General features: G+C 57.1%; 36 protein-coding genes, 1 tRNA gene and 2 pseudogenes. 29 read left to right on the top strand and 10 right to left on the bottom strand.

The features are described 5' to 3' along the window. Positions 1–58 precede the first annotated feature (58 nt). Both KHQ26_RS13425 and KHQ26_RS13420 read right to left on the bottom strand, forming a co-directional pair. On the bottom strand, positions 59–280 hold the full coding sequence (locus tag KHQ26_RS13425; RefSeq protein ID WP_004139615.1) for a CII family transcriptional regulator: 222 nt from the start codon (positions 278–280) through the stop codon (positions 59–61). Positions 281–320: 40 nt separating this feature from the next. Continuing rightward, positions 321–548: a Cro/Cl family transcriptional regulator gene (locus KHQ26_RS13420; RefSeq protein WP_032431544.1), complete on the bottom strand. Its 228-nt coding sequence runs from the start codon at positions 546–548 to the stop codon at positions 321–323. Between the two features lie 68 nt (positions 549–616). On the opposite strand from KHQ26_RS13420, the gene KHQ26_RS26295 reads away from it, so the two are divergent. The 15 genes and pseudogenes from KHQ26_RS26295 to KHQ26_RS26055 all read left to right on the top strand — a co-directional run bounded on the left by KHQ26_RS26295 (position 617) and on the right by KHQ26_RS26055 (position 7583). Continuing rightward, on the top strand, positions 617–1339 hold the full coding sequence (locus KHQ26_RS26295; protein ID WP_032431543.1) for an XRE family transcriptional regulator: 723 nt from the start codon (positions 617–619) through the stop codon (positions 1337–1339). Positions 1340–1893: 554 nt separating this feature from the next. Then, the gene (locus KHQ26_RS13410) at positions 1894–2019 is read left to right on the top strand and encodes a hypothetical protein (RefSeq protein WP_164523432.1); all 126 of its coding nucleotides are present in this window, start codon (positions 1894–1896) and stop codon (positions 2017–2019) included. Continuing rightward, positions 2012–2218 (top strand): phage encoded cell division inhibitor protein, encoded by a 207-nt coding sequence (locus tag KHQ26_RS13405; protein WP_008807814.1) that lies wholly within the window; start codon positions 2012–2014, stop codon positions 2216–2218. The genes KHQ26_RS13410 and KHQ26_RS13405 overlap by 8 nt, the downstream gene beginning before the upstream one ends. Before the next feature lie 80 nt (positions 2219–2298). Further along, positions 2299–2583 (top strand): host nuclease inhibitor GamL, encoded by a 285-nt coding sequence (gene gamL, locus KHQ26_RS13400; protein ID WP_064174485.1) that lies wholly within the window; start codon positions 2299–2301, stop codon positions 2581–2583. An 11-nt stretch (positions 2584–2594) separates the two neighbouring features. Next, positions 2595–2793, top strand: a pseudogene (locus KHQ26_RS13395) (hypothetical protein). Continuing rightward, positions 2790–3098 carry a hypothetical protein gene (locus KHQ26_RS13390; RefSeq protein WP_162824057.1) on the top strand — a complete coding sequence of 103 codons (309 nt, stop codon included), beginning with the start codon at positions 2790–2792 and terminating at the stop codon, positions 3096–3098. Before KHQ26_RS13395 ends, KHQ26_RS13390 begins: the two are co-directional and overlap by 4 nt. Beyond that, positions 3095–3718 (top strand): lambda exonuclease family protein, encoded by a 624-nt coding sequence (locus KHQ26_RS13385; protein ID WP_065520814.1) that lies wholly within the window; start codon positions 3095–3097, stop codon positions 3716–3718. The genes KHQ26_RS13390 and KHQ26_RS13385 overlap by 4 nt, the downstream gene beginning before the upstream one ends. After that, the gene (locus KHQ26_RS13380) at positions 3715–3873 is read left to right on the top strand and encodes a DUF1317 family protein (RefSeq protein ID WP_074420599.1); all 159 of its coding nucleotides are present in this window, start codon (positions 3715–3717) and stop codon (positions 3871–3873) included. The genes KHQ26_RS13385 and KHQ26_RS13380 overlap by 4 nt, the downstream gene beginning before the upstream one ends. Then, positions 3870–4397 (top strand): phage N-6-adenine-methyltransferase, encoded by a 528-nt coding sequence (locus KHQ26_RS13375; protein WP_211657702.1) that lies wholly within the window; start codon positions 3870–3872, stop codon positions 4395–4397. Before KHQ26_RS13380 ends, KHQ26_RS13375 begins: the two co-directional genes overlap by 4 nt. Beyond that, positions 4394–5164 carry a dcm methylase gene (locus KHQ26_RS13370; RefSeq protein ID WP_211657703.1) on the top strand — a complete coding sequence of 257 codons (771 nt, stop codon included), beginning with the start codon at positions 4394–4396 and terminating at the stop codon, positions 5162–5164. The genes KHQ26_RS13375 and KHQ26_RS13370 overlap by 4 nt, the downstream gene beginning before the upstream one ends. After that, positions 5161–5383 (top strand): annotated as a pseudogene (locus KHQ26_RS13365) (hypothetical protein). Before KHQ26_RS13370 ends, KHQ26_RS13365 begins: the two are co-directional and overlap by 4 nt. Further along, positions 5380–5991: a hypothetical protein gene (locus KHQ26_RS13360; protein WP_211657704.1), complete on the top strand. Its 612-nt coding sequence runs from the start codon at positions 5380–5382 to the stop codon at positions 5989–5991. The pseudogene KHQ26_RS13365 and the gene KHQ26_RS13360 overlap by 4 nt, the downstream one beginning before the upstream one ends. Continuing rightward, the gene (locus tag KHQ26_RS13355; RefSeq protein ID WP_016529283.1) at positions 5988–6206 is read left to right on the top strand and encodes a TraR/DksA family transcriptional regulator; all 219 of its coding nucleotides are present in this window, start codon (positions 5988–5990) and stop codon (positions 6204–6206) included. The genes KHQ26_RS13360 and KHQ26_RS13355 overlap by 4 nt, the downstream gene beginning before the upstream one ends. A gap of 1 nt (position 6207) precedes the next feature. Then, the gene (locus tag KHQ26_RS26220) at positions 6208–6543 is read left to right on the top strand and encodes a helix-turn-helix domain-containing protein (RefSeq protein ID WP_071788041.1); all 336 of its coding nucleotides are present in this window, start codon (positions 6208–6210) and stop codon (positions 6541–6543) included. Continuing rightward, on the top strand, positions 6426–7583 hold the full coding sequence (locus KHQ26_RS26055; RefSeq protein ID WP_223168401.1) for a tyrosine-type recombinase/integrase: 1158 nt from the start codon (positions 6426–6428) through the stop codon (positions 7581–7583). Before KHQ26_RS26220 ends, KHQ26_RS26055 begins: the two co-directional genes overlap by 118 nt. A gap of 15 nt (positions 7584–7598) precedes the next feature. On the opposite strand, the gene KHQ26_RS13345 is transcribed toward KHQ26_RS26055, so the two are convergent. Beyond that, positions 7599–7675 (bottom strand) — tRNA-Arg (locus KHQ26_RS13345). A gap of 338 nt (positions 7676–8013) precedes the next feature. On the opposite strand from KHQ26_RS13345, the gene folD reads away from it, so the two are divergent. Together folD and ybcJ are read left to right on the top strand one after the other, a co-directional pair. Beyond that, positions 8014–8880, top strand: coding sequence for a bifunctional methylenetetrahydrofolate dehydrogenase/methenyltetrahydrofolate cyclohydrolase FolD (gene folD / locus KHQ26_RS13340; protein WP_004143017.1), 867 nt, complete (start codon positions 8014–8016; stop codon positions 8878–8880). Between the two features lies 1 nt (position 8881). Continuing rightward, on the top strand, positions 8882–9094 hold the full coding sequence (ybcJ, locus tag KHQ26_RS13335; RefSeq protein ID WP_004143016.1) for a ribosome-associated protein YbcJ: 213 nt from the start codon (positions 8882–8884) through the stop codon (positions 9092–9094). A gap of 45 nt (positions 9095–9139) precedes the next feature. Here the strand turns inward: ybcJ and cysS are convergent, their stop codons facing one another. Next, entirely contained in the window at positions 9140–10525 is a 1386-nt protein-coding gene (cysS, locus tag KHQ26_RS13330) for a cysteine--tRNA ligase (RefSeq protein WP_020803895.1), read from the bottom strand. Between the two features lie 175 nt (positions 10526–10700). Here cysS and ppiB point away from each other — a divergent pair, with 175 nt between their 5' ends. The 6 genes from ppiB (at position 10701) to mnmH (ending at position 15225) form a co-directional block, all read left to right on the top strand. Next, positions 10701–11195, top strand: a complete 495-nt coding sequence (gene ppiB, locus KHQ26_RS13325; RefSeq protein ID WP_004151319.1) for a peptidylprolyl isomerase B — start codon at positions 10701–10703, stop codon at positions 11193–11195. Between the two features lie 3 nt (positions 11196–11198). Then, positions 11199–11921 carry a UDP-2,3-diacylglucosamine diphosphatase gene (gene lpxH / locus KHQ26_RS13320; protein WP_004893764.1) on the top strand — a complete coding sequence of 241 codons (723 nt, stop codon included), beginning with the start codon at positions 11199–11201 and terminating at the stop codon, positions 11919–11921. A gap of 107 nt (positions 11922–12028) precedes the next feature. Then, the gene (locus KHQ26_RS13315) at positions 12029–12367 is read left to right on the top strand and encodes a hypothetical protein (RefSeq protein ID WP_020803889.1); all 339 of its coding nucleotides are present in this window, start codon (positions 12029–12031) and stop codon (positions 12365–12367) included. Positions 12368–12463: 96 nt separating this feature from the next. Then, on the top strand, positions 12464–12973 hold the full coding sequence (gene purE / locus KHQ26_RS13310; protein WP_004893772.1) for a 5-(carboxyamino)imidazole ribonucleotide mutase: 510 nt from the start codon (positions 12464–12466) through the stop codon (positions 12971–12973). Continuing rightward, positions 12970–14037, top strand: coding sequence for a 5-(carboxyamino)imidazole ribonucleotide synthase (purK, locus tag KHQ26_RS13305; RefSeq protein ID WP_004143002.1), 1068 nt, complete (start codon positions 12970–12972; stop codon positions 14035–14037). Before purE ends, purK begins: the two co-directional genes overlap by 4 nt. A gap of 111 nt (positions 14038–14148) precedes the next feature. Then, the gene (gene mnmH, locus KHQ26_RS13300) at positions 14149–15225 is read left to right on the top strand and encodes a tRNA 2-selenouridine(34) synthase MnmH (RefSeq protein ID WP_004151323.1); all 1077 of its coding nucleotides are present in this window, start codon (positions 14149–14151) and stop codon (positions 15223–15225) included. A 107-nt stretch (positions 15226–15332) separates the two neighbouring features. Here the strand turns inward: mnmH and KHQ26_RS13295 are convergent, their stop codons facing one another. Next, a complete protein-coding gene (locus KHQ26_RS13295; protein ID WP_004142997.1) occupies positions 15333–16478 on the bottom strand; it encodes a porin in 1146 nt (381 codons plus the stop codon). Between the two features lie 91 nt (positions 16479–16569). Between KHQ26_RS13295 and KHQ26_RS13290 the strand changes: the two genes are divergently transcribed. Then, positions 16570–16683 carry a hypothetical protein gene (locus tag KHQ26_RS13290; RefSeq protein ID WP_004219504.1) on the top strand — a complete coding sequence of 38 codons (114 nt, stop codon included), beginning with the start codon at positions 16570–16572 and terminating at the stop codon, positions 16681–16683. Here the strand turns inward: KHQ26_RS13290 and ybbP are convergent. Both ybbP and ybbA read right to left on the bottom strand, forming a co-directional pair. Then, entirely contained in the window at positions 16660–19074 is a 2415-nt protein-coding gene (ybbP, locus tag KHQ26_RS13285) for a putative ABC transporter permease subunit YbbP (RefSeq protein ID WP_004177220.1), read from the bottom strand. The two genes, KHQ26_RS13290 and ybbP, sit on opposite strands and share 24 nt — an antisense overlap. After that, positions 19071–19757 carry a putative ABC transporter ATP-binding protein YbbA gene (gene ybbA, locus KHQ26_RS13280; protein ID WP_004151324.1) on the bottom strand — a complete coding sequence of 229 codons (687 nt, stop codon included), beginning with the start codon at positions 19755–19757 and terminating at the stop codon, positions 19071–19073. The genes ybbP and ybbA overlap by 4 nt, the downstream gene beginning before the upstream one ends. Here ybbA and tesA point away from each other — a divergent pair. The 3 genes from tesA to KHQ26_RS13265 are packed head-to-tail and all read left to right on the top strand — an operon-like array spanning position 19728 to position 22063. Further along, entirely contained in the window at positions 19728–20351 is a 624-nt protein-coding gene (gene tesA / locus KHQ26_RS13275; protein WP_004196998.1) for a multifunctional acyl-CoA thioesterase I/protease I/lysophospholipase L1, read from the top strand. The two genes, ybbA and tesA, sit on opposite strands and share 30 nt — an antisense overlap. Next, a complete protein-coding gene (locus tag KHQ26_RS13270) occupies positions 20341–21150 on the top strand; it encodes an SDR family oxidoreductase (protein WP_009484702.1) in 810 nt (269 codons plus the stop codon). The genes tesA and KHQ26_RS13270 overlap by 11 nt, the downstream gene beginning before the upstream one ends. Positions 21151–21208: 58 nt before the next feature. After that, entirely contained in the window at positions 21209–22063 is an 855-nt protein-coding gene (locus KHQ26_RS13265) for a co-chaperone YbbN (RefSeq protein ID WP_002892263.1), read from the top strand. Between the two features lie 107 nt (positions 22064–22170). On the opposite strand, the gene fetB is transcribed toward KHQ26_RS13265, so the two are convergent. Both fetB and fetA read right to left on the bottom strand, forming a co-directional pair. After that, complete coding sequence (fetB, locus tag KHQ26_RS13260) at positions 22171–22953, bottom strand: iron efflux ABC transporter permease subunit FetB (RefSeq protein WP_004177223.1); 783 nt, start codon at positions 22951–22953, stop codon at positions 22171–22173. Next, positions 22940–23617, bottom strand: coding sequence for an iron efflux ABC transporter ATP-binding subunit FetA (gene fetA, locus KHQ26_RS13255; protein ID WP_004177224.1), 678 nt, complete (start codon positions 23615–23617; stop codon positions 22940–22942). The genes fetB and fetA overlap by 14 nt, the downstream gene beginning before the upstream one ends. A gap of 140 nt (positions 23618–23757) precedes the next feature. Between fetA and KHQ26_RS13250 the strand changes: the two genes are divergently transcribed. Next, on the top strand, positions 23758–24675 hold the full coding sequence (locus KHQ26_RS13250; protein ID WP_002892258.1) for an SPFH domain-containing protein: 918 nt from the start codon (positions 23758–23760) through the stop codon (positions 24673–24675). Next, complete coding sequence (locus KHQ26_RS13245; RefSeq protein WP_004142979.1) at positions 24672–25130, top strand: NfeD family protein; 459 nt, start codon at positions 24672–24674, stop codon at positions 25128–25130. The genes KHQ26_RS13250 and KHQ26_RS13245 overlap by 4 nt, the downstream gene beginning before the upstream one ends. Here KHQ26_RS13245 and cueR read toward each other — a convergent pair. Continuing rightward, entirely contained in the window at positions 25127–25537 is a 411-nt protein-coding gene (cueR, locus tag KHQ26_RS13240) for a Cu(I)-responsive transcriptional regulator (RefSeq protein WP_002892208.1), read from the bottom strand. The two genes, KHQ26_RS13245 and cueR, sit on opposite strands and share 4 nt — an antisense overlap. Between the last annotated feature and the right edge of the window lie 78 nt (positions 25538–25615).

Genomic DNA, 25615 nt, shown 5'->3' with positions numbered 1-25615 from the left:
ATTCGCGTAGAAAGCCGTTAGTGTTACCGCACTGCGGCTTTCGCCCTTCTGTTCCCACTCATGCTTCAAAGTCACCTTTCTCTCCCGGCCTGTTAGAAATCAGGATGGCCAGCAGTAGCGACATGTTCGGCAGCAGACTTTCCCGCCAGCGACTCACCGTCGACTTATTCACTCCGGCCACTTTGGCTATAGTTGTGGTCCCCAGTTCAGCTATCTGGCTGTGTAACCAGCTTTCTATCCTGCGAGCCTCCACTTTGTTGCGTGTCGTTGAACTCTCCATTTGTGATACTTCCTCTGGTGTTGTTTGGAATGGCCGCCAGTCAGGCGGCTTTAGGCTTGCTGACTTCCCGGATCTGCGCAGCAGTAAACTGGCCGCCAGAAGCGAGAGCGATTTTTTCTGCGTAATTGGTCTCGTCGGTGTAGTCCGTTCTCGGCAGGCTTCCGTTGGCAATCCACTTGTAAATTGCGCGCGGAGAGCAACCACAGGCTTTAGCTACAACAGGAACGCGAATCTTTTTGATGATTTCGCCAAGACTGTTAGGTGCCATGTTTAACCCTCAATAATGAACTGTAAGTACATATTAAGTCGGAACTGATAGTTCACGCAAGTGATATTATGATTGAACATATGGTTCACGAAGAAAGAGCGCGAAAAGAATTTTCTCTGAGGCTAGCGCTGGCCTGCGATAAAGCTGGATTGATGCCACACGGTCGCCAGGCTGAGATCGCCAAGAGAATGAAGTTGACACCGAAGGCCGTGAGCAAATGGTTTAATGGGGAGTCAATACCAAGGAGGGGGACGCTACAGGCTTTAGCGTCCCATATAGGCACGTCTGCATCCTACCTACTTGGCGATGCTGACGATGATGGTATTGAACCAGGATCGGCAACCAATCGAAAAGACATCTTTAGGATTGACCTCTTGGATATCGCCGTCAGCGCTGGTCCAGGGGTGATAAACCAAGAGTTCGTTGAGATACTCCGTTCAGTTGAGTATGCGCCAGCTGAGGCTAACCATATGTTTGATGGGCGCAAAGCTGAGAACATCAGGATTATCAACGTCCGCGGCGACAGTATGTCAGGTACGATTGAGCCGGGAGATCTGTTGTTCGTCGACGTCAGCGTAAGGAAGTTTGACGGTGATGGAATTTACGCCTTCCTGTACGACGACACTGCACATGTTAAGCGCCTGCAAAAGATGAAGGACAAGCTGCTGGTTATATCTGACAACAAGAGCTATGCCCCTTGGGAACCGATCGAGAAAGATGAGATGAATCGGGTGTTCGTGTTCGGCAAGGTGATCGGCAGCATGCCGCAGACGTACAGGAAGCACGGGTAAAGCCTTAGCACGCAGAGGAAGCATGTCTGATCTGATTATCCCAATACTCATTACTTTGCTGATTATCGGACTGGTTGGGATCGTGCTCAGGCTAGATAAGATTTTCTTCAAGCGAAGGGATGAGCGGGATGACTTTGAATAAGCCAGACCGGTAATTGCAAACTGCAGCATAACTTTTGATCCGGCCACCGCGCCGGATTTTTACTGCCCTACTCTTCCCTCAGCATCAGCACGTCCAGTGCCAGCTCCACTGCCAAACAACCCCTACCAAAAACAAAACATAAAATAATTATACTTTAAGTTCATTGACTTACATTGAAATGAACTATTACCAAATCAAAAATGTACTTTTGGTACTTTACATTGATGAACCATTAGTACATTATCATCTCATCCAAACAACACCGGCAACGCCGGGGTGAAGTCAAAACGTCCCGTTAGCCGCGATAAGGCAAAGGTGAAGAGATGATCCGCGAAGAAGACAAGCCTGCATGGCGTAATTTTTGGTTAAAGGTCGTTCCGTTTTTGGTTGCTGTTATCGCAGTTAGCTATCCGTGCTGGGGTGGAAAATGAGCAAACAAGGCATTCGTTCACTGATTTACTGCCTGCTGATCTGCGGCGTTATCTGGGCAGCGTTGATTATCAAAATTCTGCACGCTACGGGGGTGTTCAATGGTTAGTCATCATTACGGGACACAGACCGTTAACCGCGGCGCTGTTCTTCCTGGGATGCTCGTTAAGCATCGGGAAAGCACCTGGACAGCATCAGCAAATAAACGCGGCCGCCTGTACCTGCATCGCGGGATTGAGCGGACTTACACAACCGACTTGCTGGTTGAAGTTTATCTGAACGGGTTGGGACAAGGTCTCAGCCGGTAATCGAAACGAAGAATTTAACTGAGCTATCTGGCAGCCATTACGGTGCCGGGCGTTTCACAACCAAATTTCAGGAGCGAGCTATGAACGCATACCGCGCATACGACGCTATCGAAGAGCGTAAGTGGGCTGAACAAACGCTGTCCGAAGAGAAGGAAAAGTGGATTGAAGATCGGGCAAAAGAGGTCTTTGACAGCCTTCCAGAGGATCCATACGCGGCACTACGCCAGTCTGTATCGTCCAAGGCGTTTCCATATGAAGGCCTCCGTAGCGATAAGGCTGGCGAGGTATACAACGACTTGCGCACAGCAATAGCTTACGCCCAGGCGGAATACGACTGGGATCACCGCACAGGCTGCCCGTTTTAAGGATACATGAAATGTCTGAATCTAAAACTCACTACCGAAAAGCTTTTGACTCTCCCTATCTGAGCAGTGCCGACATCGTTGAACCTACGGTGCTGACGATCGCCCGGGCAACATTAGAAAGCGACAAAACCAAAAAAACTAAAGACGTTTTTAACACCGCTTATTTTGAGGAGCGCGAGTTACGCCCTGGCGAAAAGCTTAAGCCAATGATCCTGAATGCCACCAACAGCAAGATGCTGAAAAGCATTACCGGATCGCCATTCCTTGAGGATTGGGTAGGCGTGAAAGTCACTGTTTACGTCGATAAAAATGTCAGGTTCGGAAAGGAATCGGTTGAAGGTCTCCGCTTAAGCCCAGCGCGCGTTTCAAAACCTGTGCTTTCGCCGGAAAAAACGCAAGCATGGAATAACGCTAAGGCCGCCTTCAAGCGCGATGGCAACCTGGATGCAGTGCTGGCGAGAATGGACATTTCTCCAGAGCATCGCCGCCAACTGGAACAGGAGTGCTCAGCATGATCTGGCATGACGTCGAGCAAAACGGGGAAGAGTGGGATGCTCTTCGCCTGGGGAAGGCTACCGCTTCAAACTTCGGCTTGATTATGGCTAACGATGGCAAGGCGTTTGGTGAGCCAGCCAAGCGTTATGCGCTTCAGTTAGCTCTTGAGCAGATTAAAGGGTGCAAGTCTGAGTTTGGCTTCACAAACGACCATATGGAGCGCGGCCACGAACAGGAGCCAATCGCTCGCATGCTGTACGAAGAGATGAACTTCGTCGACGTGGATAACGGCGGTTTCTTTGATCACGAAACGTATGGGGATAGTCCAGACGGACTCGTTGGCCGGGACGGGTTGGTTGAGATTAAGTCGGTAATTGCCGCCACTCACTACGCCACCCTCACCCGCGGCGCCTTCGATCCGGCATATAGATGGCAACTAATCGGCCACCTTGATTGCTCTGGCCGGGATTGGGTTGACTTCATCAGCTACTGCTCTGACTTCCCTGACGGGAAGCAACTCATTGTTTATCGCCTGACGGCCGCTGAGTGTCAATCAGAGATAGGCCGCCTTCGCGCGAGAAGGAATGAGTTCCTCTCCCTTGTGGCAGAGACTAAGCGAATGATACTGGAGCTCGAATGAAACATTACCGCGACGCCATAACCGTAGGAAAAGTGAAGTGTCTGTACTCCGTTCTCCATCGTGGCTGGCTAATGCCATCTGGTGAAGTGGTAAGAAACCCGTTAAAGGCTCAGAGGCTGGCTGAAGAGCTGGACACGAAAAGAGGTGCGCAATGACTGATTATGGCGGATCGAAAACTCCAAAAAATGAACGTGACTACTGGCAAACGCCGATTGAAATTTTCAACGCGCTCGACCGCGAGTTTGGCTTCTGGCTGGATGCTGCAGCCTCTGAGAGTAATGCGCTATGCGCTCACTATCTCACTGAGCTGGATGACTCGCTGAACAGCGAATGGGTGTCATACGGCGCGATATGGTGTAACCCGCCCTATTCCGATATTGGGCCGTGGGTAGAAAAGGCTGCTGAGCAATCCCGGGCGCAGTCTCAGGCCGTAGTGATGTTGTTACCGGCTGACATTTCTACCGGCTGGTTTATTTCAGCCATGCAATCAGCTGATGAACTCAGGCTCATAACTGGCGGCCGTGTTCAGTTTGTTCCGGCATCTGTTACAGGAAAGCGCCAGAGCAACCCTAAAGGCTCGCTCCTGTTTATCTGGCGCCCGTACATCACCCCGCGACACATCATTACGTCCGTATCGCTGGCTGAGTTAAAGCGGATCGGGAATCTGGAGGCGACATGAGCAAAGGTACTGTTATCTGCCTCTGTGATTTAACAGGGAAAATGGCTGAGCCATGGGTCGAAGCAGGTTATCGCGCCGTCCTGGTGGACCCGCAGCACCTTGAAACTTCGATCGACGGTCCTGTTGAGCGCATATCGGAAACCATCCTTGAGGCTATGCCGCGGCTTTCTCAAATTATTCGCACCGAGAACATCGTTATGGTTATTGGTTTTCCTCCGTGCACTCATGTTGCGGTATCGGGCTCCCGTTGGTTCGAGGCTAAACGAGCCAAAGACCCACATTTCCAGGCCAAGGCCGCACTGGTCGCTGAGCAATGCCGCATGATTGGAATGGTGACAGGTTGCCCGTGGGCATTCGAAAACCCGGTGAGTGTGTTCAGCAGCATCTTTGGCTCGGCCGATTACACATTCCATCCGTACCAGTTCACCGGGCTGTGCGGGGATGACAACTACACGAAGCAGACATGCCTCTGGACGGGTAACGGCTTCAAGGCGCCGGCAGAGAATATGCACCCGATGGTTGAAGCGGCTATCGACGCCGTGAAGCTAGCCTGCGGCCGCATGATGCCGAAGAAAAAGGCGATCGAAGCCATATCCGGAACGTCCTTTGCCGGGTTGGTGACTGACTGGTATCCGGACAACCGAATTCACGAATGTCCGCCCAGCGACGAGCGCGCCAACATTCGCAGCGCAACGCCTCTTGGATTTGCAAAGGCGGTTTTCCTTTCGAATGCACCCCATCTCAACAAGAAGCGGGAGGCAGCATGACGCCAGAAGAAAAAGAAAACGCTCTCCGCGCCCAGGCTCGTCGCTGCGCAGAAGAGATAACCAAAGCGATGAGCGTAAAGCCTAAACCGAAGTGGAACGCTGTATGCCCCCCCCATCCTTCGCAAGCACTACGAGAAGGTAAAGCCGATGGGTGTCAGCCTGGTGAAATTTGTCAGTGTTATTGGCCGCATGAATGGGCGGTATGGAGTGGAGTCATGAAAGAACGCGGAATGATTTTTAACGCTGAGATGGTGCGCGCCATTCTCGACGGCCGAAAGACGCAGACACGGCGGATTATGAAACCTCAACCAGAACCATGCCCCCGGGGTGGACACTGGTGGCCAAGCAACGTGTTCAAAAAAATGCTTCATGTCGAAGATGAAATGCAGAACGGCAAAGGTGGCTGGGGTGGGCTTGTTGGAGATGCTTGCCCGTTCGGAGACGTCGGCGATCGCATCTGGGTAAGAGAGGCGTTTGCAAGCGGTTTATCCACAAAATCTACGCTTGCCTACCGAGCAACTCACAAACGTGAAGATTTGGAGGATGGCTTTTACGACACCATCAAGTGGACGCCATCAATCCACATGCCGCGCTGGGCCAGCCGCATTCTGCTGGAAATCACCGACGTGCGGGTTGAACGACTGAAGAGTATCAGTGACGGCGATGCGATACGCGAAGGGTGCAGTATCGCCGACATGAAAAGTGGCGACTGTGTAGCTGATGTGTTCGCGCGCCTGTGGGCGTCAATCTACGGTGCTGAAAGTTGGAACGCCAACCCCTGGGTTTGGGTTATCGAGTTCAAGCGCGTTGAAGGCGGTGCAGCATGAGCGCAGAAATCATCGATCAGGCCAACGAGCTGGCAGAGCGCCGGCTGGAAATGACCATCCAGAACATGCGCATCAACCATAACGCTGTTTCAGCTACTCACTGCCGCGACTGCGGGGAAGAGATACCAGAGCGGCGCCGGGAACTGGTGGCGGGTTGTCAGCGCTGCGCTGACTGTCAGGAAGAAGAGGAATTACGCGGTAAGCATCGGAGGTGATATGACATCTGACAAACCGATAACAGCACAGCAGGCCGCCGATTTGCTCATCGTGTCGGCGCGCGTGATCTACCGCCTGATTGAGTCTGGGGAGCTCGCCGGCCGCAAGGTCGGCAACAAGTACAGAACGACCGAAGCAGCTTGTATTGCATATTTGAAAACCCCGCGCGATCCTGTCATCGCGAACGCGGGTGAACATAAAGGAGAAGTTTTATGTCAATCACCCTCAGGGGCGGCGTGTGGCACTGTCATTTCTTTACGCCGTCAGGAAAAAGAGTTAGGCGATCTCTTGGCACGGGGGACAAAAAGCAGGCTCAGGAGCTCCACGACAAGCTGAAGGCGGAAGCGTGGCGGGTTGACCAGATCGGCGACCTGCCCGTCAGAACCTTCGAAGAGTGCTGCATCCGGTGGCTGCGGGAAAAGGACCATAAGCGATCGCTGGATGATGACAAAACCAAAATTGAGTTTTGGCTGCAGCATTTTTCCGGCCGTGATGTCTCGAAGATAACGGCGGAGGAAGTTCATGAAGCCGTTAACGGGATGATCAACCGTAAACACCTGCAGGTGTGGGAGAGTAAGCGTGATGCCGCGCTGAGGAAGGGTAAGCCTGTTCCGGAGTACAAACCACGGCAGGTTTCGCAGGCGACGAAGGCGCAACACCTTTCCTTCATTCGATCCCTTCTCAGGGCCGCGGCGAATGACTGGGGCTGGATAAAAACAGCTCCTGTTATCAAAACCCGCAAGCCGATCAGTAAGCGGATACGGTGGCTGACCAGAGAAGAAGCTGAGCGGTTGATCGAGTGCATGCCGGAGAGCATTAAGCCAGTGGTGATATTTGCACTGGCAACCGGCCTGCGCCGCTCAAACATCATCGGGCTTGAGTGGCAGCAGGTCGATATGCAGAGAAAGGTTGCATGGGTAAATCCGGAGAACGCAAAAGCGGGCAAGGCGATTGGCGTAGCTCTGAATGATACCGCATGCAGGGTATTAAGGGATCAGATAGGGAAGCATTCCCGGTGGGTGTTCGTTCACACGACGGCAAAGCATCGCCCTGATGGAACGCTGACGCCCGCGGTTAGAAAAATGCGGGTGGATGACAATAACGCCTGGCGCGCCGGGTTGAAAAAAGCGGGGATCGAGGATTTCCGTTTTCACGACCTCCGGCACACCTGGGCGAGCTGGCTGATCCAGTCCGGCGTCCCGCTTTCTGTTTTACAGGAAATGGGAGGATGGGAGAGCATCGAGATGGTGCGCCGTTATGCTCACCTGGCACCGAACCACCTGACCGAACACGCACGGAAAATTGACGCCATTTTTGGCGCTAGCGACACAAATACGACACAAGGAGGAAATCAGGCTGGTTTAAAACTGGCGTAAGTTGTTGTTTCTTAATGGCACGCCCTACAGGATTCGAACCTGTGACCTACGGCTTAGAAGGCCGTTGCTCTATCCAGCTGAGCTAAGGGCGCCCTGAGAAGCGAGTGCTTCGCGGAGTGAAACGCGTGGAATTATACGGTCCACGTCGGTTGAGTCAATCCATTTTGCCAGGAAACTGCGGGCTTATACGACGCTGGCGAAATATCCCCCACCAACTGTACAAGAAGCATACCGCTGGGGCTCATGCGCGCGTAAATCGACTCAGTGGCCAGGCGCAACGCACCAATAACCATGTAATAACCATGGTCATAACAGGCTAAATTAGCCTCAGACAGGATAAAACAGCAAACGAGGACTGACAGCGAGGCCCGCTTCTGACAAAATATCCTCATCCCCCTTTCGTAAAGATACAGATGGAATCCTCTCTCTGATGGCAGCAAAAATTATTGACGGTAAAACGATTGCGCAGCAGGTACGCTCTGAGGTTGCGGAAAAAGTGAAGGCTCGCGTTGCGGCCGGAAAACGCGCCCCTGGGCTGGCCGTGGTGCTGGTCGGCAGCAACCCGGCCTCGCAGATTTATGTCGGCAGCAAGCGCAAAGCATGTGAAGAAGTGGGCTTCGTCTCCCGCTCTTACGATCTCCCGGAAACCACCAGCGAAGCCGAGCTGCTGGAGCTTATCGACACTCTGAATGCCGATAAGACCATCGACGGTATTCTGGTTCAGCTGCCCCTGCCGGCAGGGATCGATAACGTCAAAGTTCTCGAGCGCATCGCGCCGGATAAAGACGTCGACGGCTTCCATCCTTACAACGTTGGCCGCCTGTGCCAGCGCGCGCCGCGCCTGCGTCCGTGCACTCCGCGCGGTATCGTGACCTTGCTGGAACGCTACAATATCGACACCTACGGCCTCAATGCGGTGGTCATTGGCGCCTCCAATATCGTCGGTCGCCCGATGAGTATGGAGCTGCTGCTGGCCGGCTGCACCACCACCGTCACCCACCGCTTTACCAAAAACCTGCGCCATCATGTCGAAAACGCCGACCTGCTGATCGTCGCGGTGGGCAAACCGGGCTTTATTCCTGGCGAGTGGATTAAAGAAGGGGCGATTGTGGTCGATGTCGGCATCAACCGTCTGGAAAGCGGCAAAGTGGTCGGCGACGTGGTGTATGAAGATGCCGCCGAACGCGCGTCCTACATCACCCCGGTTCCCGGCGGCGTTGGCCCGATGACTGTCGCTACCCTGATTCAGAACACGCTGCAGGCGTGCGAAGAGTATCACGACGTTGAGGAGGCCTGAGATGGCGACATTTTCCTTAGGTAAACACCCGCACGTTGAGCTGTGCGATCTGCTGAAGCTGGAAGGCTGGAGCGAAAGCGGCGCCCAGGCGAAGATCGCCATCGCCGACGGGCTGGTAAAAGTCGACGGCGCGGTGGAAACCCGCAAACGCTGCAAAATCGTCGCTGGTCAGACGGTGAGCTTTGAAGGCCAGAGCGTGACCGTCACGGCCTGACAGCGAAAATAAAAACGCCCGCTTTTGCGGGCGTTTTTTTATGGCTTACTTCCGGCGCCAGGTGGTGCCCTGCGGGCCATCTTCCAGCACAATGCCCATCTCGTTGAGACGGTCGCGCGCCGCATCCGCCGCCGCCCAGTCTTTCGCTTTGCGCGCGTCCAGACGCTGCTGGATGAGCGATTCGATCTCCGCCACTTCCGCGTCGTCAACCTGCGCGCCGCTCTGCAGGAACGCCTCCGGCTCCTGCTCCAGCAGACCCAGCACCGCAGCAAGCTTACGCAGGTGGGCCGCCATGGCGTTCGCCGCGGCCGTGTCCTCGGTTTTCAGACGGTTCACTTCACGCGCCATATCGAACAGCACCGAGTAGGCTTCCGGGGTGTTGAAGTCGTCGTCCATCGCCTCGATAAAGCGTGCTTCGAAGGCTTCGCCACCCGCCGCATCGACGGATTTGTCCGTCCCGCGCAGCGCGGTGTACAGACGCTCCAGCGCCGAACGCGCCTGCTTGAGGTTCTCTTCGCTGTAGTTCAGCTGGCTGCGATAGTGGCCGGACATCAGGAAGTAGCGAATCGTCTCCGCATCGTAATACTTCAGCACGTCGCGGACGGTAAAGAAATTACCCAGCGATTTCGACATCTTCTCGCGGTCAACCATCACCATGCCGGAGTGCATCCAGTAGTTGACGTATTCACCGTCGTGGGCGCAGGTGGACTGGGCGATTTCGTTTTCATGGTGAGGGAACATCAGATCCGAACCGCCGCCGTGAATATCGAAGTGGTTGCCAAGCTGCTTGCAGTTCATCGCCGAGCACTCGATATGCCAGCCCGGACGGCCCGCGCCCCACGGCGACGGCCAGCTCGGCTCGCCCTCTTTCGACATTTTCCACAGGACGAAGTCCATCGGGTTACGCTTGACGTCAACCACGTCGACGCGCGCCCCCGCCTGCAGTTGATCGAGATCCTGACGCGACAGCAGACCGTAGTTCGGGTCCGTCGGCACGTCGAACATCACGTCGCCGTTATCTGCCACGTAAGCATGGCCTTTGGCGATCAGCTGCTCGGTGATCTCAATGATCTCCGCAATATGGTGCGTTGCGCGCGGCTCGCTGTCGGGACGCAGAATATTCAGCGCGTCAAAATCTTTGTGCATTTCGGCAATCATGCGATCGACCAGCGCGACAAAGCTTTCGCCGTTTTCATTAGCGCGCTTAATGATTTTGTCGTCGATATCGGTGATATTGCGCACGTACTTCAGCTTATAGCCGAGAAAACGCAGATAGCGCGCCACGACGTCAAAGGAGACGAAGGTACGTCCATGGCCGATATGACAGAGATCGTAAACGGTAATACCACACACGTACATGCCGACTTCCCCGGCATGGATAGGTTTAAATTCCTCTTTCTGGCGCGTCAGTGTATTAAAAATTTTTAACATCGAAGATTCCGTGTAGACGTGTGTGGGTAATGAAGTCTCTATAATACCCATAATTCAGACCGGACGCAGCACACATTGCAAGGTGCATCGACCCCCGCGGTTATGCTATAACACCCCCCTATATCTCACCCGACACCGGGTGCTAGCACCACACTCATCGGAACAGGATGCAAAAATGGTTACTTTCCACACCAATCATGGCGATATCGTAATCAAAACGTTTGACGACAAAGCGCCGGAAACAGTTAAAAACTTCCTGGACTACTGCCGCGAAGGTTTCTACGACAACACCATTTTCCACCGTGTTATCAACGGCTTCATGATTCAGGGCGGCGGTTTTGAACCTGGCATGAAACAAAAAGCGACCAAATCTCCGATTCAGAACGAAGCGAACAACGGTCTGAAAAACACCCGCGGCACGCTGGCGATGGCCCGTACTCAGGCGCCGCACTCTGCCACCGCGCAGTTCTTCATCAACGTGGTTGACAACGACTTCCTGAACTTCTCCGGCGAAAGTCTGCAGGGTTGGGGCTACTGCGTCTTCGCGGAAGTGGTTGAAGGCATGGACGTGGTAGACAAAATCAAAGCGGTTGCCACCGGCCGCAGCGGCATGCACCAGGATGTGCCGAAAGATGATGTGATCATCAAAAGCGTCACCGTCAGCGAGTAATTCGTGGCGACACTTTTTATTGCAGATTTGCACCTGCAAACAGAAGAACCGGCGATCACCGCCGGTTTTCTGCGTTTTTTACAGGGCGAAGCCCGCCAGGCGGACGCTCTGTATATCCTTGGCGATCTGTTTGAGGCATGGATCGGCGATGACGATCCTAACCCGCTGCACCAACAAATTGCCTCGGCAATCAAAGCCGTCGTCGACGCCGGCGTGCCGTGCTACTTCATCCATGGCAACCGCGATTTTCTCGTCGGCCAGCGCTTTGCCCGCCAGAGCGGGATGATCCTGCTCGCCGAAGAAGAGCGACTGGACCTCTATGGCCGTGAAGTCTTGATCATGCATGGCGACACGCTGTGCACCGATGACCAAGGCTATCTGGCGTTTCGCGCCAAAGTCCACACCCCGTGGATCCAGCGTTTGTTCCTGGCCCTGCCGCTGTTTATTCGCCATCGCATCGCCGCCCGCATGCGCGCCGACAGCAAAGCCGCCAACAGCAGTAAATCAATGGAAATTATGGATGTGAATCCACAGGCGGTAGTTGACGCAATGGAGCGGCATCACGTGCAGTGGCTGATCCACGGCCATACTCATCGCCCGGCGGTCCATGAACTGCAGGCCAACGGCCAACCCGCATGGCGTGTGGTACTTGGCGCCTGGCACAGCGAAGGTTCGATGGTCAAGGTGACGCCGGACGACGTCAAACTAATCCACTTTCCGTTCTGATTCCTGCGCGAGCACAATTCCGAAAGCGCCTTTTGCCCGGGCGTAGGTGCGCGCTTCCCCCCGCCCTGCATGCTAGTCTTCCACAACGTCACTCTCAAGGAACGAGCATGAGCAGGAAAAAGTGGAGTCAGCCGCTGATGTGGGGAATGATCATCGCGATCCTCAATCCGTTAGGGGTAAGTTATATCGCCTTAATCGGCGTCGTTATCGGCAACACGCTGACGTTTGTCTGGTGTGCGATGCTGGCGTGGGCTATCTATTTTTATGCCATTTATTTGCTCTGCACCCGCCCTCACGATAGCCGGCTGGTACAAATCTATTTACTGCTTATGTGCACCCTGATGCTCCCGTGGGGGTTAGTGCTGCTTATCACCTGTATCATGAGGGAGATAAAGGTCAATCAGGCACCCACGCCATCACCTCCAGGCGAGACAAAAGACGGCTAACCATGCGCACGCAACCGTTTTCCTTGCTGGCAGTTCATGCTATTCTCTGTGGCCTCTAAAGCAGTGTGAAACACACCCACAGGAGTTTTAAGACGCATGTCTTCCCGCAATAATTCGGCGCGTATCGCCATCGTGATGGGGTCCAAAAGCGACTGGGCTACCATGCAATTTACCGCAGAAATCCTTGATGCCCTGAACGTTCCGTACCATGTCGAAGTGGTCTCCGCCCACCGCACGCCCGATAAGCTGTTCAGCTTTGCTGAAAGCGCCGAAAGCCACGGTTATCAGGTGATTATTGCAGGAGCAGGCGGCGCGGCGCATCTGCCGGGCATGATTGCGGCGAAAACCCTGGTGCCGGTGCTCGGCGTACCGGTTCAGAGCGCAGCCTTAAGCGGTGTCGACAGCCTCTACTCCATTGTGCAGATGCCGCGCGGCATTCCGGTCGGTACCCTGGCCATCGGCAAAGCTGGCGCTGCGAACGCCGGCCTGCTCGCCGCGCAGATCCTTGCCCAGCATGATGCAGAACTGCACCATCGCCTGAGCGCCTGGCGTCAGGCGCAAACCGATGAAGTGCTGGATAATCCGGATCCGCGGGGTGCGGCATGAAACAGGTATGCGTGCTCGGTAACGGCCAGTTAGGCCGTATGCTGCGCCAGGCCGGCGAGCCGCTGGGCATCGCCGTTTGGCCGGTCGGCCTGGAAGCCGACCCGGAAGCGGTGCCGTTCCAGCAGAGCGTCATCACGGCAGAAATTGAACGCTGGCCGGAAACCGCCCTCACCCGCGAGCTGGCCCGCCACCCGGCGTTCGTCAACCGCGATGTCTTCCCGATTATCGCCGACCGCCTGACGCAAAAGCAGCTGTTTGACAAGCTTGGCCTCGCCACCGCCCCGTGGCAACTGCTGGCGGATAAAAGCGAGTGGCCGGCGGTGTTTGCTCGCCTTGGCGAACTGGCGATCGTTAAGCGTCGCGTTGGCGGTTACGACGGCCGCGGCCAGTGGCGTCTGCGGGAAAACGAGATCGATCAGCTACCGGCCGATAACTACGGCGAGTGCATCGTCGAGCAGGGGATTAACTTCTCCGGCGAGGTATCGCTGGTAGGCGCCCGCGCTCATGACGGTAGCACCGTCTTCTACCCGCTGACCCGTAACCTGCATCAGGACGGTATTCTGCGCGCCAGCGTCGCCTTCCCGCAGGCCAACGCTCGCCAGCAGGAACAGGCGGAAAGCATGCTGACGGCGATCATGAACGAGCTGAACTATGTCGGCGTGATGGCGATGGAGTGCTTCGTTACCGCCGAGGGGCTGCTGATTAACGAGCTGGCGCCGCGGGTGCACAACAGCGGCCACTGGACGCAGAACGGGGCGTCTATCAGCCAGTTCGAGCTGCATCTGCGGGCGATTACCGGCCTGCCGCTGCCGCCGCCGGTGGTCAACAGCCCGTCGGTGATGATCAACCTGATCGGCACCGATCTTAACTACGACTGGCTGAAGCTGCCGCTGGTGCACCTGCACTGGTATGACAAAGAGGTGCGCCCGGGTCGTAAAGTCGGCCACCTGAACCTCACCGACAGCGATACCGATCGCCTGAGCGCGACGCTGGAAGCGATCAAGCCGCTGCTGCCGCCGGAGTACACCAGCGGCCTGTTCTGGGCGCAATCGCAGCTCAGCTAAGCCCTTCGTGCCGGGGATTTGATCTATCCCCTTCCCCGGCACACCTTGAGGCGCGTACAATCCCCCCCTTGCTGTAAAGCTCATTTCTGTTTTGACTTCAGAGGATACCCCATGACCAATGGGACGGATTATCGCGCCATTCTCGCCAGCGATACGCCACTGATTGACGTACGCGCCCCGGTGGAGTTTAGCCAAAGCGCGATGCCGGCGGCGATCAACCTGCCGCTGATGAATGATGAAGAACGCGCCGCGGTCGGCACCTGCTACAAGCGTCAGGGGCCGGAAGCGGCGCTGGCGCTCGGCCATAAACTGGTCCAGGGTGACCTGCGCGCCAGCCGTACTCAGGCGTGGCTGGAAGCGTGCGCCCGTTACCCACACGGTTACCTGTGCTGCGCCCGCGGCGGCCAGCGCTCGCATATCGTCCAGCAGTGGCTGAAAGAAGCTGGCGTGGATTACCCCCTGATCGTCGGCGGCTATAAAGCGCTACGCCAGGCGGCGATCCAGGCCACCGACGAACTGGTGCAGCGCCCGATCGTGCTGATTGGCGGCTGCACCGGCAACGGTAAAACTCAGCTGGTCTGCTCACGCCCGGACGGTATCGACCTGGAAGGGCTTGCTCATCACCGCGGTTCTTCATTCGGTCGAACCCTGCAGGATCAGCATCCGCAGGCCACCTTTGAAAACCACCTGGCGGTCAGCCTGCTTAAAAAAGCCGAACAGCAGACCCGCTGGGTGCTGGAAGATGAAGGCCATATGATCGGCGCCAATCATCTACCGGAGAGCCTGCGCCTCCGCATGGCGCAGTCGCCGCTGGCGGTGGTGGAAGATCCGTTTGACGTTCGCCTCGAACGGCTGCGCGAAGAGTATTTCGATCGCATGTATCGCGACTTTATCGCCGCGTATGGCGAAGAGAAAGGCTGGCAGGCATACGGCGAGTATCTGCATCACGGCCTGTTTGCCATCCGCCGTCGCCTGGGGCTGCAGCGTTTTGCTCAGCTCACTGAACGGCTCGATGAGGCGCTGGTGCAGCAGCAGCGCACCGCCAGCACCGAGGCGCACTTTGCCTGGCTGGTACCGCTGCTGGAAGAATACTACGACCCGATGTATCGCTATCAGTTGGGGAAAAAAGCCGGGAAAATTCTCTTTCGCGGCAGCTGGCAGGAGGTCGCAGCCTGGCTGGCGAAGTAATCGCATGCTCTATTGTCCCGGCTTGCGGCGTAAACGCCTTAGCCGGGCTACCGGTCGGCGCGATTTGTAGCCACGGTAAGCGCGCGCGACCGGGGAGTTGTGACCGCTTAGAAGTCGTAGCGCAGACGGACCAGGTTCATATCGCCAAGGTTGTCGGTGCTGGAGGTAAACACGTGTTCGTAGTCAACGCGGAAACCGTAATCCAGCTGGAAGCTAATCCCCAGACCGTTATCGATACGCTGATAGTTGCGGCCGTTCACATATTCCAGACGGTCGCCCATAAAGTACGGCTGAATAGATTTAACAGCGTATTGATTGATCGGGAATTTATAGCCCGCAAAATATTCAATCCCCCAGGCGTCACCGGCAAAGTAATTATGCACATCGGTTTTCTTGGTGGTGAGGAAGTTCTGATACCAGCCGCCGCCGAAGGAGAAGGTCCAGTTATCCGGGGTCCAGCTCAGCGCGGTACCGACGATATTCTGGTCATAGGTTTTGCTGTCGGCGCTTGACGGGTCGCGCATTTCGGCGCGGGTGTAGTTCCACGCGGTACCCCAGGTCAGATCCTTCATGATGTGGTAGTCCGCGCCAACAGAACCACCGCCTTTACGCTTGTAACGCAGGCCGTTACCCGGCAGGTATTCGCTGTCTTCGAACAGATAAGAGCCGTAAAGATCGACATCACCTACAGTTTTCTTATATTTCAGCATATTACGTGAACGATAGGAGCCATCGTAATCGCCATTAATACCGTTCCCCGGGGCCTGACCGATCATATCGTAGTCCCAGATATCGGTTTTCACCCCCACCACATCATAGTAAATGCTGTTCTGCTGCCCGTAGGTTAACGTACCCCAGGTATCGCTTTTCAGGCCGGTATACAGCATGCGGCGGGTGGTATTGTTCGCGCCTTCCGCGTAGTGGTTATCCCAGTCAAACAGCGCCGGAATGTTCACGCCCAGCTCATAGTAGCTGATCCAGCTAATATCATCGAACAGGTAGTAATCCGCCGCGAAGCGGAAGCGGGTGCCGCCGTCAAAACCGTTACGCTTATAGGAGCCTTTGTCGCCATCGCCGGTCATCATGTTGAACTGCGGCCGGATACTGCCGCCGACGGTAAAGTTAAGCCGGCTTAACGGATCGCCCGCCTGCGGATCTTGTTTCAGCAGCGTAATCTCCGCGTGGGAAGGCAATGACGTTAACGCTAATGCTGCGCCGATCGAGATCGCCAGCGCTTTTATTGTGTGTGCCATAGTTTTTCCTTGATTAATAAGCCACCTTATATTTTCCAGTTGAATATTAACCGCGAATCAGCATAGCGTGTTGTTGGGTTTTTAATGTTTTGTGCTCTTAAAAATCAATGATTTATCAATTTGTGCGTTTAAAATAAAAGCGCCGCCAAAAACGGCGGCGCATCATCAAAATGCAATATTCTTACTGGCTAAACTGGCGGAATAGCGCTTTTCCTTTTAACAGACGCAGCCCCAGCCCGCCGCCGCACAGGGATAACAACACCGCTCCCGTCAGCGGCAGCAACACCCACAGGCGCCAGTCCGGCGCCCAGGGAAAATCAAAGACTTTCGTCTGCAGCATCGCCAGCGCCACTTCCGCGCCTATCGCCGCCACCAGGCCGGAAACCAGCCCCAGCAGGGCAAACTCCGCCCACAGCGTAGCGCGCAGCAGCGATTTTCCTGCCCCCAGCGTGCGCCAGACCACCAGCTCCTGATGGCGTTGACGCATACCGACCTGCACCTGCGCCAGCAACAGCAGCACGCCGCAGGCTGTCACCAGGCCCACCATCACCTCCAGCGCCCGGCTGACCTGGGAGAGCACCTGGCCGACCTGACGCAGGATGGCGCCGATATCCAGCAGACTGACGGTGGGAAACTCGCGGTTCAGCTGGGTCAACATCGCGGGACCGTTATCCCAGCGGAAGCTGGTGAGCCAGCTCTGCGGCTGCCCGTCCAGCGCCCCGGCGGGGAAAATAAAGAAGAAGTTTGGCCGCAGGCTCTCCCAGTCTACTGTGCGCACGCTGCTGACCTTCGCGCTGAACTTCTGGGTATCGCCGGTAAAGGTCACCGTATCGCCGATCTTTATCCCCAGCCGCTGCGCCAGCCCCTCCTCAATCGATACCTCGCCCGGCTTCGGCGGCCAGCTGCCGGCCACTAGCGGATTATGATCCGGACGCTGTTCGCTCCAGGTGAGATTAAGCTCGCGATTCAGCGCTTCGTCTTTGTTTCCGTCCGTGGACTGACCGTTGATCTGCGTCAGACGGGCCCGGACGATCGGATAGAATTCCGCCGCCCGCGTCTGGTGTTCGGCGAGGAAGGTCTTCACCGGCACTATCTGCTCAGGGGCGATATTGATCAGAAAGTAGTTCGGGCTCTGCGGGGGCAACTGCTGCTGCCAGCGGTCAAGCAGATCGCCGCGCAGCACCAACAGGAGCGCCAGCAGCATAAACGACAGGGAAAACGCCGCCAGCTGGCTGAGGGTCGACCACGGCTGGCGCAGCAGGCGGTTCACCGCCAGGCGCAGCGGCAAGGCTTTGAGCGTCAGGCGTTTGAGCAGCCACAGCAATCCCCAGCCCACCAGGCCGCACAGCAGCGCCAGCACCACCGCCCCGGCCAGCACCGACCACAGCAGCGGGCTGCCGCCCAGCAGCCAGGCCAACAGGCCCACCACCACGACGCTAACCGCCGGGATCCAGATTTTCAACGGCCAGACGTTAGCCACCACATCCTGACGCAGCACTCGCAGCGGCAGGGTCGCCAGCAGCAGTCGATAGGGTCGCAGGCCCACCAGCAGGGAAATGACGCCTGTCGCCCCGATAGCCCACAGCCACGGCCAACCGCTGGCAGCGGGTAACGCGGCGGGCAGCACCGGTTTGAGCACCAGCAGCAGCAGACGCTCCAGCGCCAGGCCCGCCCCCCCGCCGGTTATCACCGACAGCGTCAACAGCAGCAGCCATTGGCCGACGATAAGCTTGCGCAGCTGCGACCTTCCGGCGCCCAGCGTCTTGAGTATGGCGACCAGATCATAGCGGCTGCGGCAGTAGTGGCTCATCGCTACCGCCACTGCGGCGACGGCCAGCAGCAGCGTCAACAGCGCGGATAACAACAGGAATTGCTGCGAGCGTTCGAGGGATTTGCCCAGCGCGCTGTCGTCCTGGTCAAGGCCAATCCAGCGATGCTCCGGGCCGAGCTTCGGCAGCAGCCACTGCTCATAATTGGCGAGCTGTTCAGCGTCGCCGGCGAACTTATAGCGCCATGCGACGCGACTGCCGGGCTGCACGGCCCCGGTTTTTGCCACGTCGGCCATATTCATCATCAGTCGCGGCGCCATCTGGAAGGGGTTAAACCCTGCATCCGGCTCCTGAATCACCTCCCCGGCAATGCGCAGCGTGGCATCGCCAACGTCAATCGTATCGCCGGTTTTCAGGTTCAGGAGCGCCATCAGCCTTGGCGCCAGCAGCACGCTCCCCGCCTGCGGCTTCAGCCCCGGCGGTTGCGTTTCGAGGGTGCCATACAGCGGATAGCGGTCGTCCACCGCCTTAACGTCCGCCAGCTGCGGCGTATCCCCGGCGAACGTCATGGTGGCAAAGCTCAGCTGCTCGCCGACGGTCAGCCCTGACTTCCGCGCCTGTGCGATCCACTCGGCGGGTACCTCGCGCGAACTGCGCAGCGTACGGTCGCCGGCCATAAACTCACGGCTTTGCTGGCTAAGGCCTTTCTCCATCCGATCGCTTATCGACCCCAGGGCCAGCACGCAGGCCACGGCGAGGCTTAACGCCAGCCAGACGATCAGCAGCGACGGCGAGCGCCATTCGCGCCAGAACCAGCGGGCGATCATGCTTCCTCCCGCAGCTGGCCATCCACCAGGCGCAGACGGCGATCGCAGCGCGCCGCCAGCAGCGGATCGTGAGTGACGAGGATCAGGGTGGTGCCGTGTTCGCGATTAAGCGAGAACAGCAGATCGGCAATTTTGTCCCCGGTCTGGCGATCGAGGTTGCCGGTGGGCTCATCGGCGAACAGAATGGCCGGGCGCCCGTTAAAGGCCCGGGCCAGCGCCACCCGCTGCTGTTCGCCGCCGGAGAGCTGCGCCGGCAGGTGGTGCAGGCGTCTGCCAAGTCCCAGCTGCTCAAGCAGCGCGCGGGCATCGCCCCGGCTCTGGCTATCGCTGGCGCCGCGCAACAGCGCCGGCAGCTCGACGTTCTCCAGGGCGTTGAGCGTCGGGATCAGCATAAACGACTGAAAAACAAAACCAACGTGCTGCGCCCGCAGCGCCGCCCGCGCCTCTTCATCCATCCGGTGCAGCGGTTTGCCCAGCATCGATACTTCCCCGCTGCTGCCATCGTCGAGGCCGGCGAGGATCGCCAGCAGGGTCGATTTACCGGAACCCGACTCGCCGATCAGGGCGATGGTCTGCCGCGGTTTGACAACCAGCTCAACTCCGGTAAGGATGGAGAGCTGATGCTCCCCCTGACCGACGGACTTCTTAAGATGATGAACTTCAAGTATGTTTTCCGCTGGCATGTGCCTTTCCTGTTGTTGTTCCTGTTTACCTGCCGCGCGATGGCGGCGGACACGCTGCTGATCCTCGGCGACAGCCTGAGCGCTGGCTATCGGATGGCGGCCAACGCCGCCTGGCCTGCGCTGCTCAATGAGCAGTGGCAGGCGAAAACGCCGGTGGTGAACGCCAGCATCAGCGGCGATACCTCGCAGCAGGGGTTGGCTCGCCTGCCAGCGCTGCTTAAGCAGCACCAGCCGCGCTGGGTGCTGGTTGAGCTCGGCGGCAATGACGGACTGCGCGGTTTTCCGCCGCAGCAGACCGAGCAGACGCTGCGCACCATTATTAAAGATATCAAAGCGGCCAACGCCGAGCCGCTGCTGATGCAAATTCACCTGCCGGCGAACTATGGCCGCCGCTATAATGAAGCCTTCGGCGCGATTTACCCGGCCCTGGCCAAAGAGTTCGCTATTCCTCTCCTGCCCTTTTTTATGGAGGAGGTCTATCTCAAGCCGCAATGGATGCAGGACGACGGCATTCACCCAAATCGCGACGCGCAGCCGTTTATCGCCGACTGGATGGCGAAGCGGCTGGCTCCCTTAGTTAATCATGACTCCTGAACGCCAGGGGTCGCTGACAGGTAAAGTTATGCAAAAAACGGTTTTAGTGACAGGCTGTTCCAGCGGAATTGGTCTGGAAAGCGCGCTGGATTTAACCCGCCAGGGCTTTCGCGTGCTGGCGGCCTGCCGCAAAGCAGAGGATGTCGCGCGGATGCAGGAGCTGGGGCTAACCGGTATTTTGCTCGATCTGGATGACCCGCAGAGCGTGGAGCGCGCGGCAGCGGAGGTGATTGCGCTGACCGATAATCGTCTCTACGGCCTGTTCAATAACGCCGGGTATGGCGTCTATGGCCCGCTGAACACCATCAGCCGCCAGCAGATGGAACAGCAATTTTCCGCTAACTTTTTCGGCGCGCATCAGCTCACCATGCTGCTGCTGCCGGCGATGACGCCGCACGGCGAAGGGCGCATCGTGATGACCTCCTCGGTGATGGGGCTTATCGCCAGTCCCGGCCGCGGAGCCTATGCCGCCAGTAAATATGCCCTCGAGGCGTGGTCCGACGCGCTGCGCATGGAGCTGCGCCACAGCGGTATTCAGGTCAGCCTGATTGAACCGGGCCCGATCCGCACCCGCTTTACCGATAACGTCAACCAGACGCAAAGCGATAAGCCCGTAGAAAACCCGGGTATCGCCGCCCGCTTTACCCTCGGGCCGGAGGCGGTGGTGGAAAAAGTGCGCCATGCTTTTACCAGCGATAAACCAAAGCTGCGCTATCCGGTCACCCTGGTCACCCACGCGGTGGCGCTGCTTAAGCGCCTGCTGCCTGCCCGCGCGATGGACAAAATTATCCACGGCTGAGTTGAAGCGCGGAATGCCGCCCCCATGTAAAACAGAAATCGACTAACGAGAAATGCCCATGTCCGAACAGAATATTGTCAACATTAGCGAAGCGAACCTGCAGCAGACGCTACAGCAGTCCATGAACGTTCCGGTGCTGTTTTATTTCTGGTCTGCCCGCAGCCAGCACTGCGAACAGCTGACCCCGGTGCTCGAGCGCCTGGCAGCCCAATACAACGGCCAGTTCACGCTGGCGAAGGTCGATTGCGACGCCGAGCAGATGCTCGCTTCACAGTTTGGTCTGCGCGCCATCCCAACGGTTTATCTGTTCCAGAACGGCCAGCCGGTGGATGGTTTTGAAGGCCCGCAGCCGGAAGAAGCGATCCGCGCCCTGCTGGATAAAGTCCTGCCCCGTGAAGAGGAGCTGAAAGCTCAGCAGGCGCTGGCCCTGATGCAGGAAGAAAAATACGCCGATGCCCTGCCGCTGCTGAAGGAAGCCTGGCAGCTGTCGAATCAGGAAAGCCAGATTGGCCTGCTGCTGGCGGAAACGCTGATTGCTCTGCACCGTTCCGATGAAGCGGAAAGCGTGCTGAAAACCATTCCTCTGCAGGATCAGGATACCCACTATCAGGGTCTGGTGGCGCAGATTGAGCTGCTCAAACAGGCCGCCGACACCCCGGAAATCCAGCAGCTGCAGCAGCAGGTGGAACAGAATCCGGAGGATGCGCAGTTGGCCTCCCAGCTGGCGCTGCAGCTGCATCAGGTCGGGCGTAATGAAGAAGCGCTGGCCCTGCTGTTCAGCCATCTGCAGAAAGATTTAGGCGCCGGCGATGGCCAGGCGCGCAAGATGCTGCAGGAGATCCTCGCCGCCCTCGGTACCGGCGATGCGCTGGCCGCCAAATATCGTCGTCAGCTCTATTCGCTGCTGTACTAATCCGTTGCCTTCCCCGGATAGCGCTGCGCTTATCCGGGCTACGCGAACTATGCAGAACGTAGCCTAAGTAGCCCGGGTAAGGCGTGAACGCCGCAACCCGGGATCGTTCACGGGCGCTTTTTCAGCTGCGTCACCACCAGCTGATGGCGGGCGTTGAAGAACTTCCGGTAGGTCAGATAGCCGGCGATAATCGTCGACAGGCTGGCGGTCGACAGCAGCATAAAGGTCACCATGATCTGGTACTTAATCGCCTTCACCGGGTCAATACCGGCAAAAATCAGCCCCGACATCATCCCAGGCAAGCTCACCAGACCGACCGTTTTCGCCGAATCGACGGTGGGAATCAATGACGCGCGAATACTCTCGCGAATCAGCCGCGCTGAGGCCATCTTCGGCGTCGCGCCGAGGCTCAGTTTCTCCTGAATCTGCTGCTGCTCGCTGCTGAAGCGCTGGCCCATATTGTTGTAGCACAGCCCCACCGCCACCATGGCGTTCCCGGCCACCATCCCGGCAATCGGGATCACCTGCATCGGCACGAAGGCGATCGAGCCAGAAAACACCAGTACCGCCAGCGTTAGTCCAGCGCCAGTAGTGATGGCGATAAACGACGAGATAAAAGCTTTGTCGATATATTTACTGCGCTTCTTCGCATTCCACGCCGCGTTAAAGCAGATAAACAGCACCATCAACAGCGTCAGAACCGCATGATTGACGTTAAAGATATATTTCAGCACATAGCCGACGATTATCAGCTGCACGATCGCCCGGCAAATACTCCAGATAATATCTTTTTCCAGCGCCAGCTTTTCCCGATAGCTGACCAGAATAGCGATCAGCACCAGCACCATCGACAGCGCCAGCGATTCGTTCGTAATGTTATGCCCGTTCATGCTGTACCTCCTGCATATTTCCGCCGGCAGGTTGCAGCGTAATCACTTCATCGGCATGCGAAATTTCATTGCGATCGTGGGTGACCCACAGAACAGCGACCTGTTTTTCCGTTGCGTAGCCATGAATAATTTCATTCACATTCTGTTTATTACTTTCATCCAGCGCGCTGGTAATTTCGTCCAGCAGCAGCACGCGCGGCAGAAATTGTAGATTGCGGATCAGCGATACGCGCTGCTTTTCCCCGCCGGAGAGTTCGTTAATGGATTTTTCCAGCATATTTTCGTCAAGGCCAAAGCGCTGAAGGTCGGCCAGCAGCGCCTGCGGATCCGGTTGTTTATTGCGGATCTGCCACGGAAAAATCAGATTATCGTAAACCGAATCACCGAACAGGGCCGGCGTCTGCGCGCAGTAAGAGACCTGTTGGCGATACCTTTCCGGCGACAGCGTCGCGACATCCGCATCGTCGAAGAACAGGCGCCCGGAGGTTGGGCTGAGCAGCGAGGCGATAATCTTCAGCAAGGTACTTTTCCCGCAGCCGGAAGGGCCGGTAATCAACTTGAATTCTCCGGCGCGAAGCTGAAAATTGATATTGTGTAAAATAACGGCGTCGTCGGTCTTAAACCCCACACCGTCGAGACGCAAAAGCGCGTTATTTTCCTTCATGAGTCTTCCTGATTATTTTCTGAAACACCGCTAGTTTACCGCACTTTCCTTTCTCCAGGATGAGGAGAAAGATATACTCAGTTTAAACATGCGCTATTTCCTTGTAGCGCCCCGCCAGGCAACAAGACAGGAGGTTTTTGATGCTAATTTTTATTCCTATCCTTATTTTCGTCGCGCTGGTTATTGTGGCCGCGGCGGTGAAAATTGTCCCGCAGGGCTACCAGTGGACGGTGGAGCGCTTCGGGCGTTTTACCCAGACGCTGCAGCCGGGATTAAGCTTAGTCGTGCCGTTTATGGACCGTATCGGCCGCAAAGTGAACATGATGGAGCAGGTGCTCGATATCCCCTCGCAGGAGGTTATCTCCCGGGATAACGCCAACGTCACCATCGACGCGGTCTGCTTTATTCAGGTGATCGACGCGCCAAAGGCCGCCTACGAGGTCAGCAATCTTGAGCAGGCGATCGTCAACCTGACGATGACCAACATCCGTACCGTGCTCGGCTCAATGGAGCTGGACGAAATGCTCTCCCAGCGCGACAGCATTAACACCCGCCTGCTGCATATCGTTGACGACGCCACCAACCCGTGGGGGGTGAAAATCACCCGCGTCGAAATTCGCGACGTTCGCCCGCCGGCGGAGCTTATCGCCTCGATGAACGCCCAGATGAAAGCCGAACGTACCAAACGCGCGTACATCCTTGAGGCCGAAGGGGTGCGACAGGCGGAAATTCTGAAAGCGGAAGGGGAAAAGCAGTCGCAGATCCTCAAGGCCGAGGGCGAACGGCAGTCCGCGTTCCTGCAGGCGGAGGCTCGCGAACGGTCCGCCGAAGCGGAAGCCCGCGCCACCCAAATGGTCTCCTCGGCGATCGCCTCAGGCGATATTCAGGCGATCAACTACTTCGTGGCGCAGAAATACACCGATGCGCTGCAGCAGATTGGCGCCGCTAACAACAGCAAAGTGGTATTGATGCCGCTGGATGCCAGCAGCCTGATGGGATCGATCGCCGGGATCAGCGAGCTGATCAAAGAAGGCGCTGGCGATCGGAAAAAATCATGATCGGCATGATCCTCGCACACCCCCATCTGTTCTGGCTAAGCCTCGGCGGGCTGCTGCTGGCGGCCGAGATGCTGGGCGGCAGCGGATACCTGCTGTGGAGCGGCGTCGCCGGCGTGGTGACCGGCGCCCTGACCTGGCTCCTGCCGCTGAGCTGGGAATGGCAAGGCACGCTGTTTGCCGTTCTCACCCTGCTGGCGGCGTGGCTGTGGTCGAAATGGCTGCGCAAGCGCGTCAAAACGCAGCGCCCGGCCGATGCCCAGCTCAACCAGCGCGGGCAGCAACTGGTGGGCCGCCGCCTGACGCTGGATGCCCCGCTGGTGAACGGCCGCGGCCACGTCCGCGTGGGCGACAGCTCCTGGCCGGTGATTGCCGATGAAGACTTCGCGGCGGGCAGCAAGGTTGAAGTGATTGCCGTAGAAGGGATTACGCTACGAATCAGACCCGCCGTCCGTTAAGCCTGCGCCTTGCGATGGCAGCAGCCGGAAAGATTATCGATAATCGGGCACTCCGCGCTGTCGTCGCCGGGGCAGGATTCGGCCAGCGCCAGCAGGTGCGCGCGCATATTTTGCAGCTCGCGGATATGGTTCTCGATATCCGCCACTTTCTCCAGCGTGCGTTTTTTCACATCGGCGCTGTGCCGCGACGGGTCGTTGAACAGTGCCACCAGCTCGCGGCACTCTTCCAGGTTAAACCCCACCTGCCGCGCCTGGCGCAGCAGCGTCAGTTCATCGAGATGCTGCTGGCTATAGGTGCGGTAGCCGTTTTCGCTCCGCAACGGCGGCGTCACCAGCCCCTTCTCTTCATAAAAACGAATCGCTTTGCTGGTTAAGCCGGTTTTTTTCGCCACATCGCTGATATTCATTTTTTCTCCTTGACCTTCCCCTTGCTGGAAGGTTTAACCTTCTTAATACTCGATGAAAGAGTGGGTCTGGTCAATCGT

Origin of the sequence: Klebsiella sp. 10 (assembly GCF_018223925.1) — a bacterium.
Classification (GTDB): Bacteria; Pseudomonadota; Gammaproteobacteria; order Enterobacterales; family Enterobacteriaceae; genus Klebsiella; species Klebsiella pneumoniae.
The sequence above is the reverse complement of the archived record's forward strand: the minus strand, read 5'-3'. Positions and strand labels throughout refer to the sequence as shown.

Bases quoted from the DNA above. Each gene is read 5' to 3' on its own strand.
- KHQ26_RS13250 (WP_002892258.1), top strand. From the start codon at position 23,758: ATGCTAATTTTTATTCCTATCCTTATTTTCGTCGCGCTGGTTATTGTG.
- ppiB (WP_004151319.1), top strand. From the start codon at position 10,701: ATGGTTACTTTCCACACCAATCATGGCGATATCGTAATCAAAACGTTT.
- KHQ26_RS13405 (WP_008807814.1), top strand. From the start codon at position 2,012: ATGGTTAGTCATCATTACGGGACACAGACCGTTAACCGCGGCGCTGTT.
- KHQ26_RS26295 (WP_032431543.1), top strand. From the start codon at position 617: ATGATTGAACATATGGTTCACGAAGAAAGAGCGCGAAAAGAATTTTCT.
- KHQ26_RS13420 (WP_032431544.1), bottom strand. From the start codon at position 548: ATGGCACCTAACAGTCTTGGCGAAATCATCAAAAAGATTCGCGTTCCT.
- cysS (WP_020803895.1), bottom strand. From the start codon at position 10,525: ATGTTAAAAATTTTTAATACACTGACGCGCCAGAAAGAGGAATTTAAA.
- cueR (WP_002892208.1), bottom strand. From the start codon at position 25,537: ATGAATATCAGCGATGTGGCGAAAAAAACCGGCTTAACCAGCAAAGCG.
- fetB (WP_004177223.1), bottom strand. From the start codon at position 22,953: ATGAACGGGCATAACATTACGAACGAATCGCTGGCGCTGTCGATGGTG.
- ybbP (WP_004177220.1), bottom strand. From the start codon at position 19,074: ATGATCGCCCGCTGGTTCTGGCGCGAATGGCGCTCGCCGTCGCTGCTG.
- tesA (WP_004196998.1), top strand. From the start codon at position 19,728: ATGAACTTCAAGTATGTTTTCCGCTGGCATGTGCCTTTCCTGTTGTTG.
- ybbA (WP_004151324.1), bottom strand. From the start codon at position 19,757: ATGCCAGCGGAAAACATACTTGAAGTTCATCATCTTAAGAAGTCCGTC.
- KHQ26_RS13380 (WP_074420599.1), top strand. From the start codon at position 3,715: ATGAAACATTACCGCGACGCCATAACCGTAGGAAAAGTGAAGTGTCTG.
- purE (WP_004893772.1), top strand. From the start codon at position 12,464: ATGTCTTCCCGCAATAATTCGGCGCGTATCGCCATCGTGATGGGGTCC.
- ybcJ (WP_004143016.1), top strand. From the start codon at position 8,882: ATGGCGACATTTTCCTTAGGTAAACACCCGCACGTTGAGCTGTGCGAT.
- KHQ26_RS13315 (WP_020803889.1), top strand. From the start codon at position 12,029: ATGAGCAGGAAAAAGTGGAGTCAGCCGCTGATGTGGGGAATGATCATC.
- KHQ26_RS13245 (WP_004142979.1), top strand. From the start codon at position 24,672: ATGATCGGCATGATCCTCGCACACCCCCATCTGTTCTGGCTAAGCCTC.
- gamL (WP_064174485.1), top strand. From the start codon at position 2,299: ATGAACGCATACCGCGCATACGACGCTATCGAAGAGCGTAAGTGGGCT.
- KHQ26_RS13295 (WP_004142997.1), bottom strand. From the start codon at position 16,478: ATGGCACACACAATAAAAGCGCTGGCGATCTCGATCGGCGCAGCATTA.
- KHQ26_RS13355 (WP_016529283.1), top strand. From the start codon at position 5,988: ATGAGCGCAGAAATCATCGATCAGGCCAACGAGCTGGCAGAGCGCCGG.
- KHQ26_RS13370 (WP_211657703.1), top strand. From the start codon at position 4,394: ATGAGCAAAGGTACTGTTATCTGCCTCTGTGATTTAACAGGGAAAATG.
- KHQ26_RS13360 (WP_211657704.1), top strand. From the start codon at position 5,380: ATGAAAGAACGCGGAATGATTTTTAACGCTGAGATGGTGCGCGCCATT.
- folD (WP_004143017.1), top strand. From the start codon at position 8,014: ATGGCAGCAAAAATTATTGACGGTAAAACGATTGCGCAGCAGGTACGC.
- KHQ26_RS13375 (WP_211657702.1), top strand. From the start codon at position 3,870: ATGACTGATTATGGCGGATCGAAAACTCCAAAAAATGAACGTGACTAC.
- KHQ26_RS13270 (WP_009484702.1), top strand. From the start codon at position 20,341: ATGACTCCTGAACGCCAGGGGTCGCTGACAGGTAAAGTTATGCAAAAA.
- KHQ26_RS13390 (WP_162824057.1), top strand. From the start codon at position 2,790: ATGATCCTGAATGCCACCAACAGCAAGATGCTGAAAAGCATTACCGGA.
- purK (WP_004143002.1), top strand. From the start codon at position 12,970: ATGAAACAGGTATGCGTGCTCGGTAACGGCCAGTTAGGCCGTATGCTG.
- mnmH (WP_004151323.1), top strand. From the start codon at position 14,149: ATGACCAATGGGACGGATTATCGCGCCATTCTCGCCAGCGATACGCCA.
- KHQ26_RS13385 (WP_065520814.1), top strand. From the start codon at position 3,095: ATGATCTGGCATGACGTCGAGCAAAACGGGGAAGAGTGGGATGCTCTT.
- KHQ26_RS26220 (WP_071788041.1), top strand. From the start codon at position 6,208: ATGACATCTGACAAACCGATAACAGCACAGCAGGCCGCCGATTTGCTC.
- fetA (WP_004177224.1), bottom strand. From the start codon at position 23,617: ATGAAGGAAAATAACGCGCTTTTGCGTCTCGACGGTGTGGGGTTTAAG.
- KHQ26_RS13425 (WP_004139615.1), bottom strand. From the start codon at position 280: ATGGAGAGTTCAACGACACGCAACAAAGTGGAGGCTCGCAGGATAGAA.
- KHQ26_RS13265 (WP_002892263.1), top strand. From the start codon at position 21,209: ATGTCCGAACAGAATATTGTCAACATTAGCGAAGCGAACCTGCAGCAG.